Annotated in this window: 13 protein-coding genes; 2 read left to right on the forward strand and 11 right to left on the reverse strand. The window is 57.1% G+C overall.

Annotated elements, in window-relative coordinates; translation table 11 throughout:
• Positions 1-221: 221 nt before the first annotated feature.
• Complete coding sequence (locus ACN28R_RS10370) at positions 222-2,654, reverse strand: formate C-acetyltransferase/glycerol dehydratase family glycyl radical enzyme (protein WP_095834335.1); 2,433 nt, start codon at positions 2,652-2,654, stop codon at positions 222-224.
• Between the two features lie 4 nt (positions 2,655-2,658).
• Positions 2,659-3,558 (reverse strand): glycyl-radical enzyme activating protein, encoded by a 900-nt coding sequence (locus tag ACN28R_RS10375; protein ID WP_095834336.1) that lies wholly within the window; start codon positions 3,556-3,558, stop codon positions 2,659-2,661.
• A 144-nt stretch (positions 3,559-3,702) separates the two neighbouring features.
• Here ACN28R_RS10375 and fsa point away from each other — a divergent pair, with 144 nt between their 5' ends.
• On the forward strand, positions 3,703-4,365 hold the full coding sequence (gene fsa / locus ACN28R_RS10380) for a fructose-6-phosphate aldolase (RefSeq protein WP_095834337.1): 663 nt from the start codon (positions 3,703-3,705) through the stop codon (positions 4,363-4,365).
• Between the two features lie 565 nt (positions 4,366-4,930).
• On the forward strand, positions 4,931-5,677 hold the full coding sequence (locus ACN28R_RS10385) for a DeoR/GlpR family DNA-binding transcription regulator (protein ID WP_095834339.1): 747 nt from the start codon (positions 4,931-4,933) through the stop codon (positions 5,675-5,677).
• A 114-nt stretch (positions 5,678-5,791) separates the two neighbouring features.
• Here the strand turns inward: ACN28R_RS10385 and ACN28R_RS10390 are convergent, their stop codons facing one another.
• From ACN28R_RS10390 to ACN28R_RS10430, 9 genes are all read right to left on the reverse strand, one after another.
• A complete protein-coding gene (locus ACN28R_RS10390; protein ID WP_231604242.1) occupies positions 5,792-7,171 on the reverse strand; it encodes a carbohydrate porin in 1,380 nt (459 codons plus the stop codon).
• A 581-nt stretch (positions 7,172-7,752) separates the two neighbouring features.
• Complete coding sequence (locus ACN28R_RS10395; RefSeq protein WP_095834340.1) at positions 7,753-9,672, reverse strand: FAD-dependent oxidoreductase; 1,920 nt, start codon at positions 9,670-9,672, stop codon at positions 7,753-7,755.
• A gap of 208 nt (positions 9,673-9,880) precedes the next feature.
• On the reverse strand, positions 9,881-11,059 hold the full coding sequence (locus ACN28R_RS10400) for an acetyl-CoA C-acetyltransferase (protein WP_095834341.1): 1,179 nt from the start codon (positions 11,057-11,059) through the stop codon (positions 9,881-9,883).
• A gap of 129 nt (positions 11,060-11,188) precedes the next feature.
• A complete protein-coding gene (locus ACN28R_RS10405) occupies positions 11,189-12,190 on the reverse strand; it encodes a SphA family protein (RefSeq protein WP_095834342.1) in 1,002 nt (333 codons plus the stop codon).
• Positions 12,187-13,542 carry an MFS transporter gene (locus ACN28R_RS10410; RefSeq protein WP_095834343.1) on the reverse strand — a complete coding sequence of 452 codons (1,356 nt, stop codon included), beginning with the start codon at positions 13,540-13,542 and terminating at the stop codon, positions 12,187-12,189. The genes ACN28R_RS10405 and ACN28R_RS10410 overlap by 4 nt, the downstream gene beginning before the upstream one ends.
• 66 nt (positions 13,543-13,608) lie before the next feature.
• Positions 13,609-14,253 carry a 3-oxoacid CoA-transferase subunit B gene (locus tag ACN28R_RS10415; protein WP_095834344.1) on the reverse strand — a complete coding sequence of 215 codons (645 nt, stop codon included), beginning with the start codon at positions 14,251-14,253 and terminating at the stop codon, positions 13,609-13,611.
• On the reverse strand, positions 14,250-14,915 hold the full coding sequence (locus ACN28R_RS10420; protein WP_048639389.1) for a CoA transferase subunit A: 666 nt from the start codon (positions 14,913-14,915) through the stop codon (positions 14,250-14,252). The genes ACN28R_RS10415 and ACN28R_RS10420 overlap by 4 nt, the downstream gene beginning before the upstream one ends.
• Positions 14,916-14,917: 2 nt before the next feature.
• Positions 14,918-16,087, reverse strand: a complete 1,170-nt coding sequence (locus tag ACN28R_RS10425; RefSeq protein ID WP_082153095.1) for a thiolase family protein — start codon at positions 16,085-16,087, stop codon at positions 14,918-14,920.
• Positions 16,088-16,120: 33 nt separating this feature from the next.
• Positions 16,121-16,960 (reverse strand): beta-keto acid cleavage family enzyme, encoded by an 840-nt coding sequence (locus tag ACN28R_RS10430; RefSeq protein WP_095834346.1) that lies wholly within the window; start codon positions 16,958-16,960, stop codon positions 16,121-16,123.
• Positions 16,961-17,089: the final 129 nt, after the last annotated feature.

Genomic DNA, 17,089 nt, shown 5'->3' on the forward strand with positions numbered 1-17,089 from the left:
GGGCTGGCGTTTGTGCTCCCTGTGTCGGGCGCGTGCGACGAGGTCGCATGAAAATGGCGGTATTGTGGCGCACGAAACGGTCTCTGAGTCCGCATAAAAATGTGACTAAGAGACCGTTGTCTGGGTGAGGAGTTAACTTATTAAAAACGCTGAACTCTCCCCCACCCCGAGAGAGTCAGGATGGGGTTAGAAGCAGAAAGGTTGTCATCAATCGGGATCAATCACAGCGTATGCTCGGTGCGGGCAATAATATCGTCCTGGGTATCGGGCGACAGCGCGGTGAAAAACGCCGAATAACCCGCCACGCGTACCACCAGGTCACGATATTGGTCGGGATGTTGTTTCGCCGCCATCAGCGTTTCGCGCGAGACAATATTGTACTGAATATGCCAGCCTTTATGCACTTCGAAGAAGGTACGCAGCAGCGCCATCAGCTTATGGCGATCGTTAAGATTATCCAGCGTCGACGGGTTCAGCTTCTGGTTCAGCAATACGCCGCCCAATATTGACCCGGTAGGCAGTTTGCCAATGGAACCGATCACCGCCGTCGGCCCCAGATGGTCGGTGCCGGACGCCGGGCTAGCCCCTTCGGCCAACGGCGCGTGGGCTTTGCGCCCGTCCGGCGTCGCCATGGTCGCGGCGCCGAACGGCACGTTGGCGGAAATGGACGACGTCCCCGCGTAATAGTTGCCGCCGATCGGCCCGCGCCCGTAACGCGGGTTGTGGTAACGCTGAAGCTCGGTGATATAGGTCTGATAGGCGCGCACCAGCAGTTCATCGACGCTGTCGTCGTCATTGCCGTATTTCGGCGCCAGATTGATCAAACGCTGGCGCAATTGCTCATTCGCTGCGCCGGCAAAATCGCTCGCCAACGCCTGCGCCAGCTGTTGCTGACCGACCACCCCCTGTTCAAACACCAGTTTTTTCACCGCCGCCAGGCTGTTGCCCAGATTGGCGATGCCCACCTGCAGGCCGGAAACCCAATCATATTTCGCGCCGCCCTGCTTGATGCTTTTCGCCCGCTCGATACAGTCATCCACCAGCGCCGAACACAGAATATCGTGCGCATTCTCTTCAAGCACGGTGTCGACCACATACTCAATTTCAATCGATTTACGCGTGTAATAGCGAATTTGGTTGTCCCATGCCTGCATGACCCGATCAAAGTTCTCGAAGTTGCCCTGTGACAGACGCGATACCTGCGGCAGGAAAACGTTGCCGCTGGTGGCATCGCATCCCCCTTCAAGGGCGGCCAGCATCACGCGGGCAAAGTTGATGAAACTCATGCCGGTACAGCGGTATCCCCATTTTCCCCCCACCGCCGTTTCGATACAGCCAATCGCGGCGTATTGATAGGCATCTTCCGGTTCAACGCCCAGACGGATGAACTCGGGAATAACGATTTCATCGTTGTTGAAAGCCGGCATACCAAAACCACAGCGGATCACCTGTACGCAGGCATCGAGAAAATCGTCGCTGATGCCCGCATGATAACGCACGCTCAGGTTCGGCTGGGTTGAACGCAGGCGGCCGCATGACTCCAGAATGGCGTAAGAGAGCGGATTCACCGCGTCCATCGGCTCGCCGTCGATCAGATTCTGTCCGCCGATGGTGACATTCTGATAAAGCGGGCTGCCGGCGGAGGCTTTCGAGTGCGAACCCGAGCGGATCTTGTTGACCTCAAGCAGCTTAAGCCAGCAGCTCTGCAGCATCTCGATGGCGTTCTCCCGCGTCAGCGTCTGTTGCAGTTCCACATCACGGCGATAGTACGGATAGAGATATTGATCCATCCGCCCGAAAGAGACCGAGTGGCCATTGGATTCGATCTGCAACGCCAGTTGTATGAAGTAACACAGCTGTAACGCCTGATAGAAGGTTTGCGGCGGCCGATGCGCAATCAGATCGCAGTTTTCCGCAATCAGACGTAACTCCTGGCGGCGGGCATCGCGCGGCTCCGCCGCCGCCATATTTCTGGCCAATTCGGCGTAGCGCTTAATGTGCCGGCTCAGCGCGTCGAGCGTAATAGCAACGGCTTTCAGAAACTGTTCGCCGTGCAAATCGTCCAGCACCGTCAGGTCGATGCGCGAACGGCGTTCGGCCACTTTCTCACGTAATCCGTCCAGCCCTTTCTCCAGCAGCAGCGGAAAATTCACCGCCAGATGCGCATCGCCGGAGGTCATATTGCCTTCCGCTTTGATAATACCGCTCGCCAGCAGCGCTTTCTGCTCGTCGGTAAACATGCCGTAGCAGCGATCCTGTACGGTCTGCCCCCGCCACCACGGGCAGATCTGATGCAACACGCGTTTGTTCTCTTCGCTAACCGAGAAGCCGGCGCCGGGCCGATCGGCCAGATCGTCAATTTCCTTTTCAATCCAGCTGACGGTGTATTCCGGAAAAATGGGCGCGGCGCGCACTTCGCTGGCCTGATTGCCGATAATCAGCTCGTCATGTTTAATCCAGATAGTGCGATTAGCCAGATGCCAGGCCAGCGCCAACGCACGGCGCACCGGAATCGGCTTGTCCATATTTTCCTGATAGACGCGGGTATAGTGCTGAGCGCGCTCGGTGCATACCGGCGGCTTTACGATATGAACCAGCGCGTTTTTATGCGCTTTAATACGCTCGCTCAGCATAGTTAAATTCAGGGTGGTCATAGGTCTATCCTCTCAATGTGACTTTCAGCCCTTTTGCCTGTGCGTAATGCTCTGCAAAAGCCAGTAGTTCGGGATCGTTCAACGGCTTATCCGCGGCAAGATAAGCCTGGTTTAACAACGCATACTTATTCATGCCCAGCGTGTGATAAGGCAGAAAATGAATATCGGCGACGTTCAGCTCATCGGCGGCGAAGTCGGTTATCGCCCTGACCGCCGTTTCATTGGCATTGAAGTTCGGGATCAGCGGCACGCGAATGGTGAGCGCTTTCCCGGCGCGCACGACGTTGTGCAGATTTTTCATCACCCGCCGGGCGGAGCCGTCCGTCCACTCACGGAACACCTGCTCATCCACGTGTTTGAGATCGGCCAGAAAGAGATCGATATGGGGCAATGCGGGTTCAATATAGGACCAGGGCACATGCAGGCAGGTTTCCACCGCCGTGTGCATCCCCTCTTCATGGCAGCGTTGCAACAGCGCGCCGGCGGCATCAGGCTGCATAAAGGGTTCGCCGCCGGACAGCGTTACGCCGCCGCCGCTGCGCTGGTAAAACGGCATATCGCGCCGCACGATCGCCATGATGTTATCCAGGTCGAACGCCTCGCCGCAGACCGTCAGCGCCTGCGTCGGGCAGCAGGTTTGCAGGCGCGGGAAGTCGTTCTCTTTCAGCCGCTCGCGATAAATCACCACACCAGCCGGCGAGCGTTCAATAACATCCGGCGCCGCGCGCTGGCAGAGATCGCAATCGTCCAGACACAAACGGGCATCAAATAGCAGCTCTTTCTTTCTGGAACGACTTTCAGGATTCTGACACCAACGGCAGCCCAGCGAACAGCCTTTCAGAAATACCACGGTTCTGATACCTGGGCCGTCATGTGTGGAGTAGCGTTGTATATTGAAAATCATCACGTCGATCCGCTAATATTCTTCATACGAAGATTAAATTAGTTTCGAAAGAAAGTCATTTTGATTTATATCAACAGTAATCCCTCTTTATCATTTTATACTTGGCAAAATTAGTGATAACTCACACTTTCAGAGGATAAACCTATGGAATTCTACCTCGACACCGCCGACATCACCGCTGTAAAGCGTCTGGCGCGCATTTTCCCGCTGGCTGGCGTCACCACCAATCCGAGCATCATCGCCAGCGGCGGCATCCCCGTCGATCGGGTGCTGCCGGCGCTGCATGAAATATTGGGCGGCGAAGGCCGTCTGTTCGCCCAGGTCATGGCGCCGACGGCGAAAGGCATGGTGGAGGATGCGAAAAAACTGTCTGCCATCACCAGTAATGTGGTGGTGAAAGTACCGGTTACGGCGGAAGGGCTGGCGGCGATCAAAATACTGAAAACAGAAGGTATTCCGACCCTGGGCACGGCGGTGTACGGCGCGGGTCAGGGGTTGTTGTCCGCGCTGGCGGGGGCCGAGTACGTGGCGCCGTATGTTAACCGCATGGACGTCCAGGGCGGCGACGGTATTCAGACCGTGACCGATCTGCAAAAACTGCTGTCGCTGCACGCGCCGCAGGCGAAAGTGCTGGCCGCCAGTTTTAAGACCGCGCGCCAGGTGCTTAACTGTTTGCTGGCGGGTTGCGAAGCGGTGACGCTGCCGATCGACGTGGCGGAACAGTTTATCTCCGCGCCGGCGGTAAAAGCGGCGGTGGAAAAATTCGAGCACGACTGGAAACAGGCGTTCAACACGGCGACGTTATAGGACGTTATTTCTGGTTTCTACCCCACCCCAACCCTTCCCCCCCTTCGCAGGCTGTCTCTTAGTCACAAATGTAGGGGCTATGACGGGGTTTGCCGTTATCCGGCGTAAGAAATTATGCTGAGGAGATAGCAGGCTTAGGATGAGCCGCACGGACGCGGCGAAAGCTTGCGCCACGTCGGACAAAAACGCCGGGAGCGTTTTTGAACAGCGCTTGCGCTGGCCCGTTAGGGCGAGTCTCAGGGATGAGACGAGTATTCCGTGTCGCAAGCGGTCCGTTAAGCCTGATACCGACGAAGGCATCGCGCAGCGACATAATTTAGCCGCAAGCCGGGGTTCATAGGGGGCTGGCGTCTGAGCCCCCTATGTCGGGCGCGTGCTATGACATAGCATAGAAATAGCGGCATTGTGGCGCACGAAACTATCTCCAAGTCCGCATAAAAATGTGACCAAGCGACAACAAAAAAGGGGGGGGCCGGGCGGGGTCATCAACGACTGCATTTCGAACTTTATCGGCAAACGCGGTATAGTAGCTGTTATTTTCTTCATTCCTTTTCATTTGGTTACTATGAACGCACGGCAACAAAATATTATTCAGCTCGTCAATCAACGAAAAAGCGTCAGCGTCAGCGAGCTGGCGCAGCTATCCGGCGTGTCGGAAGTCACCATCCGTCAGGATCTCAATACGCTGGAGCACAACAGCTACCTGAAGCGGGTACACGGTTACGCGATTGCGATAGAAAGCGATGATGTCGATGCTCGCATGCAAACTAACTTTCAATTGAAAAAATCGCTGGCCGAATACGCGACGACCCTGATTGACGACGGCGACTGCGTGTTCATCGAAGGCGGCAGCACCAACGCCCTGCTGGCCCGCTACGCCGCCAATAACAAAAACGTCACCATTATCACCGTCAGCCACTATATTGCGCATCTGCTGAAAGATACCGACTGCGACGTTATCACGCTCGGCGGCCTGTATCAGAAAAACAGCCAGTCGGTGGTCGGCCCGCTCACCCGCAGCGGCATTCAGCAGGTGCATTTTCATAAGGCGTTTATCGGCATCGACGGCTACCATCATGATACCGGCTTTACCGGCCGCAATATGATGCGTTGCGACGTTATCGACGCCGTGCTGGCTAAAGGCGTCGAGACGATCGTGCTGACCGACTCCACTAAATTCGGGCTGATACAACCCTATTCGATCTCGACCGATCATCAGGTCAACCGGGTCATTACCGACACCCACTTGCCGCAGGAATATCGGGACAACATGGCGTCGCTGGGCATCAGGCTCGATCTGGTGGCGGAATAGGCGTCAGTCCGCAACGGCCTCAATACACAGAACGAGAGGCCGCGCAGTTTGTCTTCTTTCAAACGCAGGGACGTTGTCGACGGACCGGCAATCCCTGCCGGCCCGCGGTCGCGGTCAAAGTCCGAGCAGCTTGTCCACCATGACGTTCAACTGCAGCCAGAAGGTATAGCCGTTTTCTGGCTTGACGCCGGAATACGGATACTGCCAGTTGCTGTTATTCCAGGTACGGGCGCCGATCATCTGTAAGTTGACCTCCGGCGTCAGCATGATGGAGGCATCGATGCTCAGTTGATACTCGTTGTTCGGCACCTGCCAGCCGGTTCCGCCCGATACGTTATACATATCTTGCAGGTAGTTCTGCTCGCTGCTGGTCAGTTTGGCCCAGCGGAAAGTCAGGCCATAGCTGTCGTGAGGACGACTCTGCCACGGACCGGACCAGATCAGCCCGGTATCCGCCAGCGTGGCGATGCCCCGGTGAGCGTGCGACTGCAATGTCTGCGTTACGCTGCCATGCAGACTAATGGCGCTGGGCGCCGGATTCTGCGGATCGGCCCCGCCGTCGCGCCGCCACAGCGCCTTCTTGGCGGTGAGATAAACGCCGGAAACGCCGTCGTGAGTGCGCACCGCGGCGCTGCTGTCGTACACCTTGGACGTGCCATTCACCGTATAGTAGACGTCGTCGTACTCTTTGAAGTTATGGAACGCCATCACTTCCCAGTTAAAGGGATACGGCTCCTGCTGCCAGTTGACGCGCTTGGCTACGTTGGCGACCAGCAGGGTGTTGCCGCTGCCGAAGTCGTCGTCCCACCGCTCCCAGCCGTTGGTGAATGGAAACGCCTGATAGGTGCGCCAGGCGCCGATGCCGGACTCCAGCGCGGGGGTAAAGCGGTAGCCGATGCGCGCGCCCCAGCCGGCATATGGCGGCGGCGCAAATACCGCGGTTTCATTCAGCACGGTATTCACACAGGCCGACGGAATGTTGCAATTGGTGAAACCGAAGAACTGTCCGGGATTGCTCTTCCCGGCTTCAATCGACAATCGATCGTTGAACAGCTTCTGCTCATAGGTAAAACGCATCAGATGCGCCGTCTTGGGAATGTAAGGCGGCGGGTTACCGGCCAGGACGCCGCCCGACTGGTTGCCAAGATCCAGATTATGGCTAAACGGCACCCACAGTTGCATGAAGTGGATGCTTCCGCCGGGAATCAACCCCATACGGTCGAGATCGAAATCCGCGCCGGCCATCAGCATCGTCAGCGTTTCATGGTTGTCCGTATCAATCCCGGCGCTGGGATTGCCCAAATAAAGCTGGGAAGCGATCAGGTGCGGCGTAACGCCATGCTCCGCCAGCCATGATCCCGCTTCAGACAGCGGTCGACCCGACGGTTCCGCGTCATCGGCGGCCAGCGCCTCTCCCCCCGCCAGAAACATACCGGACGCTACAACGCCGGCGGACATCATTCTCGTCCACATATTACGGTGTGTTATTTTCATTGTCCTATCTCACAAAAAGCAATGAGACGGCAACAGGTCAGTCATTGAATGACAAAAAACGGCAGAGCGAATTATTCATCTCTACTCATGGCGGCTATTTATTTTCGCTTTGCGCGTCATGAAAGAAAATCATCCTAAGACCCACGGCTATTAATGGGTGCTGAATAAGTTTTATACCGGCCCCTACGGGGCGAGGAATAAAGCCCCCCACAGGTAACTTGAAATATACCGGGTAGATTCACGCTCTTTTCGGTCATGAATAAAGTTAATGACGGTACGATAATAATTATTCGCTGATTGTCAGAATTATTATTAGCGCGCTGTTTCCGCCTCTGGTTGTCATTAATGCGGCACATTCCGTGCCGCATGGTTTATACCCGTCATACTTCAAGTTGCATGTGCGTTGGCTTTCCTCGCTCACCCCAGTCACTTACTGGTGTAAGCTCCTGGGGATTCCCTGCTTCGCCGCGTGACTCAGCCTGCGGCTTCGCCCCTTCGGGGCCAGCGCAAGCGCTGTTCAAAACGCCATGCGTTTTGTCCTGCAACTCAAATTATTTAGGGTATATATCAATATTGATTTATTATTTTTTCACAATATGTTGCGCCGCATGTTCGCCGGCAATACGGCCGGAATTCAGCGCAAAGCCATTCGCCAATCCCTGATAAGGCGGATAGCCCGGTACGCTATAGAAACCGGCCGCGTTATTGCCGACCGCATACAGGCCTTCAATGGGTTTCAGATCCGCATTGGTGACCTGCAAATCGGAGTTGACCCGCACGCCGCCCAGGGAGCTCAGGCTAACCACTACCGCCTTAAACGCATAGAAAGGCCCTTTTTCAATACCGTACGCCAGATATTCAGGATTTTTACCGAAATCCTTATCCTGTTTGGCCTTCACATTGCCGTTATAGCGGTCGACGGTGGCTTTCAGGCTCTCCGGCGCGATCCCCATATGCGACGCCAGTTCGGCGATGTCCTTGCCTTTGAATATGGTATCGCTCTTACCGCCTTTGGTGCCCGCATCCGCCAGCGCGACAAAATCGCCAGGCTTGGGCGGGTTGGCCGGGCCGGCGCCCGACAGCGGGAACGGCATGGCGTTTTTGCTGAAGGATTGCAGCGTAGGCGTATCGACGACGATGTAATAATTGCCGCCGACCGAATAGGCGACGTTGGCCCAAAACGCGGTATCGTAGATATGTCCCTCGTTGGCAAAGCGCTCGCCGACCACATCCACCCACAGCAGCGGAGATTTCAGCAGCCAGATCAGCGGGCTGTCCAATGCCGCCGCGTCGCCGCCGCCGTGATGCGCCTCTTCCGACGGTTCAATGCCGACCAGTTGCGCGGCGTGAATCAATGCGGACTGCATATCCCATTTCGCGCCGCCGGCCGCCCAGGCCATTTGCAGCCCTTCCCCCATGTTGGGCCATGCCAGCGGGAAAATGTTCGACGTCAGCATCGCTTCATCCAGCATTTTCTTGTTCGCGCCGAAGCCGCCGCTTGCCAGAATGACGGCCTTGGCGTGAACGGTTAACTTACCGCCGTCCGCCTTTTCGGCGATCAACCCTGTCACTTTCCCTTTATCATCTTGAATCAGTGATTTACCAACCGTTTTGGTCATCACTTTACCGCCGAGTTTCTCGAAGTCGGCGTACAACTTCTGATAAGCGGCCTCGCCGCCGTTTTTGATGCGGTGATACACATCCGATTTAATCGGATCGTCAAGGTGCGCCTGCTGGACGGAACTCTGCTTGGCATCGCGCGTTGTCGACACGATTTCCAGTTCCACGCCATGGTTGATCATCCAATCGACCGTCGAAGCCGATTTATCGACGATCCTTTTGGTCAACGGCCCGTTGGACAGATATTGGTTATATTCCAGCAACCGCTGCGTCAGCTCGGCGGCGGTATATTTCATGCCTTTGGCTTTTTGCAGCGACGACTCCACGGCGGTAAAACCGCTGGCCATCCGACCGGCGCCGCCCAGCACCGGCATCTTCTCAATCACCAGCACGCTGGCGCCTTTTTCCGCCGCCGCCAGCGCGGCGGCAGTACCAGATACGCCACCGCCCACCACAACGACGTCAACGCTGGTTTCCTCATCCTGCCCCTGCCGGACGACCTTGCCCTGGTAGCGCGCGACGTCCGCCCCCGCCTGGCGCAAAGCCTCGGAGACGGCTTTCTTCACCGCGTTGCTGGTATTCGTCGCGCCGGTCACGCCGTCCACGTTCAAGCTCTGATGCTCGACAATGGCCTTGCCCACGGCCGGACCGGCTTCGCCGCCCAGCTCCGGCGTTTCCTTGCTGGCATCGACCGCAATATCCTTGATGACGCCTTGCGCATCGACGGTGACCGTCACATTGACCATCCCCTCGTTGCCCTTTTCCGCTGCGCTATACTGACCTGCGGTAACCGCGGCCTGGACAGAGCCCATCATTCCGCATGCCAACAACATCATGGCAAGCCGCCATTTATAGGTGCGTCCCCTATTTTTCGTTATCATAATTTCACCTTTATAGAGATATTTTCATCATGCTAATGCCGCATTTGATTTCTCAATCCTTTATTCTCACTCACTCAAATAACCATATTTAATTTTTAATATCAGTGACATAAACGACAAAGTCTTTTATCTGCCGCTTATATATTTTTCCCCGCCGTTATTCCTGATTATATTTTTTCGCATTGCTTACGCTTTCCCTACGCTACCTTCAAATACGCTCCACAATCATTGCGACCCCCTGCCCGCCGCCGACGCAAAGCGTCGCCAGCCCCAACGTTTTATCTTGTCCAGCCAATGCATGTAACAGCGTCACCAGGATGCGGGCGCCGGACGCGCCAATCGGGTGCCCCAGCGCAATGGCGCCGCCGTTAATATTGGTTTTATCCATATCCAGCTTCAGCTCATGGCCGACGGCGACAAACTGCGCGGCGAAGGCCTCATTGGCTTCCACCAGATCGAGATCGCCTATCGTTAGCCCCGCCCGGCTCAACGCCTGCCGGGTTGCCGGTACGGGCCCCAACCCCATCACCGCGGGATCGACGCCGCTGACGGCATAGCTACGGATGCGCGCCAACGGTTTAATGCCGCGCTGTGTTGCCGACCTTTCGCTCATAATCACCAGCGCCGCCGCGCCGTCGTTGATGCCCGAGGCGTTGCCTGCCGTTACCGAACCGGCGGGATCAAAAGCCGGCGACAGCTTGGCCAGGCTTTCCGCGGTGGTATTCGCCCGCAGGTGCTCATCAACCGCAAACACCGTATCGCCCTTCTTGCTTTTCAGCGTGACCGGAATGATTTCCTGCTGAAATGCGCCGCGCTCAATCGCCGCCGCCGCCCGCCGCTGGGAAAGCAGCGCCACGTCATCCTGCTCCTGACGGCTGACCTGACAGCGTTTGGCGACGTTTTCCGCCGTGACCCCCATGTGATAACGGTTAATGGCGCAGAACAAGCCGTCATTGACCATGCTGTCGGTCACCGATTGATCCCCCATTCGGTATCCCCAGCGCGCCTGGTTGAGTAGATAGGGCGCCGCCGACATATTCTCCATGCCGCCCGCCAGCACCACGTCCGCATTACCGGCGGCAATGCTTTGCGCGGCGAGAATCACGCTTTGCAAACCGGAGCCGCAGACCATATTAATGCTGGTGGCCGGCGTGGTGTCCGGCAGACCGGCCTGCAGCAGCGCCTGACGCGCGGGATTTTGCCCCAGTCCCGCCTGAAGCACGTTGCCGAAAATCACCTCGTCGATCGCCGATGACTCAAGCCCTGCCCGACGAATCGCCGCATCCATAACCAATGCGCCCAGTTGCGGCGCGCTGAAACTGCTCAGGCTGCCGCCGAATTTGCCAATGGCCGTCCGCGCGGCACTGGCGATAACAAGTGAAGTCATAAATTCCTCGTTATAATAAGAGATACGTTTCCCATTGAAATTAATTTGGCATCCAGCCAAATTAATTAACGAATAAAAAAACCACCGCGTTATTTATATTTTTTTGAAATCAAAAACTCGCCGCCGATATTAAATACGCCGATACTCAGTGAAGTTAATTAACGGCATACTAAATCCGAGATGAAGGAATGACACATCGGCGTCATTCTTCGCCCGTAGCGAGAATAACATCCGCGCATTTATCGAGAACGCGCCGAAATCATAGGCCAATAAAGGCCCTGCCAGCACATGCTCCATTTTATTTCCTTCACCATAAAAACCAGGAACTGCGGGCACCGTTTTCCCATTAATTTTATCGTCGGTGATTTGCCTGGTATAATTTCCAATTAATCCCAAGGTAAAATTATTAATGCTTTTGGCGACGGTCATATCCAGATAATAAGTCATACCTGAACGGTAATCGGTTGTCTTATTGGTGGTATTAACATCCAGCAAATTATTAACCGTAATATTCCAGCCATCAGCCAGATAAGTTAATGCCAGACTCGGCTCCACCGTCCAATAATCATTGCCGATGGCCGTGGACGCTTTCACATTACGCCTGGCGGACGCATCGTAGTCGTAGCAGAATTTCCCATTATCGGCATAGAGGGTCAGCCCGGTTCCCAAATAGTATCCGCCGCCCAAATTCCATGACAGGATAGCCGGCGTGATAGCGGTATTAACCATGCCGCTGCTACGCACGACGTCACTGCCGTTTTCATCGCTGACCCGGGTCCGCGCCCATTTATACGGTTGCGCAATGGCCGCGGCATAGCTCGCGCCCAGCACTTCCCAACCCGGCACCCAAGTCAGCGCCACGACGGAACTGACGTTTGACGCCTTAATGCGTTGTCCGGTCGGCGTCCTGGCCGTTTTACCCTGCTCATTTTTCAGCTTTCCCCCTTCAGAAGCGACATCCGCCATCAAATACCATCCCGGCGGCGGCAATGCTCCGGCGGCATTGCCCGTCGTCGCGCCGGGTTGCAGAGGGCTGATGCCCTCCGCCGCAATGGCATGGCCGGCTGTCACAGAGAGATAAAGCGCCATTGCACGAACCATATGCCTGGATATTGCTTTAATTTGAGTCATTCCTCGCTCCCGGTTCCTTCAGTTCCCACGCCGACATCCACCGGCGTGACGTCAATCAGCCAAATCAGCGCCAACGCGACCACGCCGACGCCCACCAGCAGCAGATAAGCGCCGGTATAGCCGCCCAGATACGCCAGGCCGAATGCCAAAATGGAAAATGCGAAACAGCGCACCACGGATTGAATCGGATGCACAATGCCGATGGCGCGAACATAGAGACGGCGGGGAAACTTACTGGCGATCAGCGCAGTGCTTAAGTTGGTGGCGCCCGGCAGGCTGAAACCGATCATCAGCATGGAAGCCCACAGCATCACGGCATTATGGGCGAACAGGTTGATCACCACGGATACCATCCACCAGAGGGTGTAAATCAACAGCGCGCGCTTAACGCCGATGCGGTGATTGAGCCAGCCCCAGCCATACGCGCCCAGCGTACCGAACAGCGCCGAAACCGACATATAGAAGATGGCGGTATTCAACTCATAGCCCATCTCCATCAGCCGGGGAACAATCTGACTGACGACGCCCACCAGCATGATGTAGATCGCGCCGGTGGCAATCCCCATAAACCAGACATCGCGCATGCCCAGCAGTTGCCTGACGCTAAGCGGGCATACATAGTTGTCGTGCTGGCGTACCCGCTCGTTTAGCTCGGCCTCGGTAAGGCGTTCATTATCCGGGGCCATGCCGATATCCTCGGGCTTATTGGCGGCGAACAGCGCCACCAGGACGGCCATGATAAACATCATGATCGAGATGCCCCAGAACCCATGCCTGATCCCCAGCCAGACGAACAACCCCGCCAGCGTGGGAACGAAAAAGGCGCTGGAAAACGTCTGCCCCACTGTACACCACCCCAACGCCAGCCCCGCCTTACGCACGAACCAACTGGTCATGATGGCTGTACCGCCGACATAGGCAAACCCGGTGCCGAAGAAGCAGACGCCCGCGAACAGCAGGGTGAATCCCACCAGCGAGCCGCACGACCCCAGCAATCCAAAACACAGTCCGCAGGCAATCAGGCAAAAAACGACGTTGAATTTGGCCCCTTTCTTTTCACACAGCCAGGCGCATATCGGCCCCGCGGGAATAGAGGCCCAGGACGCCGGCGTCGCCAGCGCCAGTAGGGTGCTGTAGTCCAGATCGTAAGTCTGCGACAGCGCGGGCAACATCACATTCAAGCCGTGGGTCACGGCCCCTGCGGCAAGCCAGAACATGACCGCCTGAAAGACGATAATCGTCCAGCCGCGCATGCCGAAACCGTTGCTATCGGCGACGGCGAGAGCCGCATCGCTCCGGGTAGAACAATTTGTGGTTTTATCTAACGCCATGGTATTTTCTTGCCCAGTCATAAAGATGTTGCTCCCGTGGTGCCGGTGTGCTGATGCGGCGCCGTTGATCGGTGATGACGTGACCCGTCAGGGTTGCATCGTCGTTAAGTTCTCGGCGACGATCAGTTGCGGTTCGACCTGACGTTGAATATCTTCAGGCGTCAATCCTTCCAACAGTTCGACCAGCATCAATCCGTCGCCGGTGACGTCAATCACACACTGTTCGGTCACGATATGGTCGACGCAGCCCTCGCCCGTTAGCGGATAACTGCATGATTTAACTATTTTTGGCTCGCCTTTCTTGGTGCAAAGCTCCATGGTGATAATCACCTTGCGGGCGCCGTTGACCAGATCCATCGCGCCGCCCATGCCGAATACCCGGCCGGGCTGCGCCCAGTTGGCCAGATCGCCGTTCTCCGCCACCTGCAACCCGCCCAACACCGTGGCCGCCAGTTTGCCGGCGCGCACCAGGGCGAAGGATTCGGCGCTGTCGAACGCGCAGGCGCCGGGCACCGGCACAAAACGCAGCGCGGTGGCGTTGGAGAAACCTTCCACCGCCAGCAGCCCATTGACCAGCGGCCCCATGCCCACCAGGCCGTTTTCGGTATGGAACATCACGCCGGGCGGCGCATAGTCGCTGCACAGGCTGGGAATACCGATGCCGAGATTGATGACGTCGCCGTCAGAAAAATATTGCGCGGCGCGTTTGGCAATTCTGTCGCGTGCGTTCATAGCCGTTCTCCTTGCAACGTCAGGATCTTGTCCACATAGGCGCCGGGGGTGATGATGCTGTCGACGCCGAGCTCATCCACGTCCACCAGCATGTCGGCATCCACCAGCGTCAGGCGGGAGGCCTTAGCGACCAGCGGATTGAAGTTGCGCATGGTGCCGCGATAGGTCAGGTTGCCGAGCGGATCGGCGGTACGCGCGCGCACCAGACCGATATCCGCCTGCAGCGCCGTTTCCAGCAGATAGCGCTCGCCGTCTACCATGACGGACTGCTTGCCCTCTTCCACCATCGTGCCGATGCCGGTTTTGGTCAGCACCCCGCCCAGCCCCGAACCGCCGCAGCGCATGCGCTCGGCCAGACTGCCCTGCGGCACCAGTTCCAATTCAATTTTTCCGGCGGCGACCAGCGCCACCGTTTCGGTGTTGCGCCCGATATGCGACGCAATCAGCTTGTCCACCAGCCCGTGATGGATAAGACGGCCTATCGTGAGATCCGCATCGCCGGAGTCGTTGGAAATCAAAGTGAGGTGCCGCGCGCCGCTGTCGATCACGCACTGAATAAGCCGATTAGGCACGCCGTGGTTGGCGAAACCGCCGCACATTAAGGTTTGTCCGTCCCGAAACAGGCCGATAATTTCATCTGTTGAAGTCAATTTTCCCGGCATCATCATTCCCTCGTCAGCAGAACCGCCACGCCCTGACCGCCGCCGACGCAAAAGGTAATGACGGCGTTATTCAGGTGACGGCGTTGCATGTCATAAACGGCTTTGGTCGCCAGAATGGCGCCGCTTCCGGCCAGCGGATGTCCCAGCGCGATCGCGCCGCCGTTCGGGTTAACCCGATCCGGATCCATGCCGATATCCCGGATACAGGCCAGCGACTGGGCGGCAAAGGCCTCATTCAGCTCCCACAGATCGATGTCATTGACCGTCAGGCCGGTCTGTCGCAGCAACTTGGCCGTCGCGGGCACCGGCCCCAGCCCCATATAGTTGGGGTCGACGCCGGCGGCGGCATAGCCGCGGAATACCGCCAGAATTTCCCGCCCCTGCGCTTGCGCCAGCGAGCGTTCCATCACCACCAGCGCGCCCGCGCCATCGCTCATCGGCGAGCTATTGCCGGCGGTGACGATACCGTCGTCGCAAAAACAGGGGCGCAGTGAAGACAGCGTTTCCAGCGAGCAATCCGGACGCACGGATTCATCGCGCTGAATCACGATTTCCCGCCCTTTTCGATCCGGCATCGAAACCGGCGTCACCTGTGCGTCAAATAGCCCCTTCTGCCAGGCGTCGGCGGCCAACCGATGGCTGCGCAGCGCAAATTCATCCAGTTCGCGGCGGCTGAGTTCATAGCGGCGGGCGATATTTTCGGCCGTGATGCCCATGGAAGGATTGCCCAGCCGATCCGGCGAGGTATGAATATCGACAAAACGCGGCGGCTGCACCGAATAGGCTATTTCGGTTTTCTCCAGCGACCAGGTGCGCCGGGAGTCGCTTTCCACGCCGCCAACGACCACGGTTTCGGCAAATCCGGCCATAATTTGAATCGCGCCATAGGCCAGCGCGTTAAGCGAAGCTGCGCATTGGCGGTCAAGCGTAATGCCCGGAACCGTAATGGGCAGCCCCGCTTCCAGCGCCACCATGCGTCCCATATTGTTAATTTCATTGTTCATTAAATTGGCAAAGATGACGTCATCAATGCTCTCGGGCGCGATCCCGGCACGGCGCACCGCTTCCTTCACCGCCTGCGCGCCCAGCCTATGCGCCGGAACCGGCGCCAATACGCCGCGGCACCTGCCGATCGGCGTACGAACCGCCGAAACAATCACTGCTTCTTTCATAATCTTTCCCCGATAAACCGCATAAAGGGATAACTACAGAGGACGAATCCCCAGCATCTTTCTGGCGCTGGCCGGCGTGGCGACCTGTTTGCCGAACAGGCGAATGGCCCGCGCGGCGCGTTCCACCAATTGTGGATTGGTGGCTTTTACGCCTTTGCTGAAATAAACGTTGTCTTCCAGACCCACTCGTACGTGTCCGCCCAGCGCCAGGGTGGCGAACAGTATCGGCAGATGGTGCTTGCCGACGCCAAAGGCCGACCAGGTGGCGTCAGCCGGAATATGCGAAACCAGATAGTTCAGGTTCTCTATCGTGGCGGGCATCCCCCCCGGCACGCCGAGACAGAATTGATAATGAAGCGGCGAGCGCAGTTTGCCCTGATCGACAAAATAGCCGGCAACGCCCAGCATGCCGCTGTCGAAGATTTCCACTTCCGGCTTGATCGCCCGCTCGGTCAGAATTTCTCCCAGTTTGCCCAGAAACTGCGGGGAGTTGACGAACACGCCGCCGGGCATCCAGTTAAACGATCCGGCATCCCAGGAGGCCATTTCAATCCCGTCCAGCCGGGAAACGTGTTCCATCCGTTGCGCGTCACTGGCGCGATAATCGCCGGACGTGGTGCAGTTGATGATTACATCGCAGTCATGGTAGCCGCGCAGCAGGCGCAGGGTTTCAGCGAACTTATCGCAGTCCATGGTGCCCATGCCCCGATCGTCGCGCATATGGAGATGCACAATGGCGGCGCCCTGCTGCCAGCAGCGATAGGCGTCAGCGGCGATTTCTTCCGGCGTCAGCGGAATGTGTTCATTGATATCTTTTGGCGTTACCGCACCGGTCAGCGCGGCGGAAATAATGACATCGTTGCCTGTGTTCATGGATCTTCCCCGTTCACAGTTTTTATAATTGTTAAATCAATAGGTTGCCTGTACACATCTGTCGCTCTGACGGCGGTGGGCATTGAGCCGCGCGGCTATCAGGCGCGGTGACCGCATGCGCGGCCGCCG

The organism is Brenneria goodwinii (genome assembly GCF_002291445.1).
GTDB classification, from domain to species: domain Bacteria; phylum Pseudomonadota; class Gammaproteobacteria; order Enterobacterales; family Enterobacteriaceae; genus Brenneria; species Brenneria goodwinii.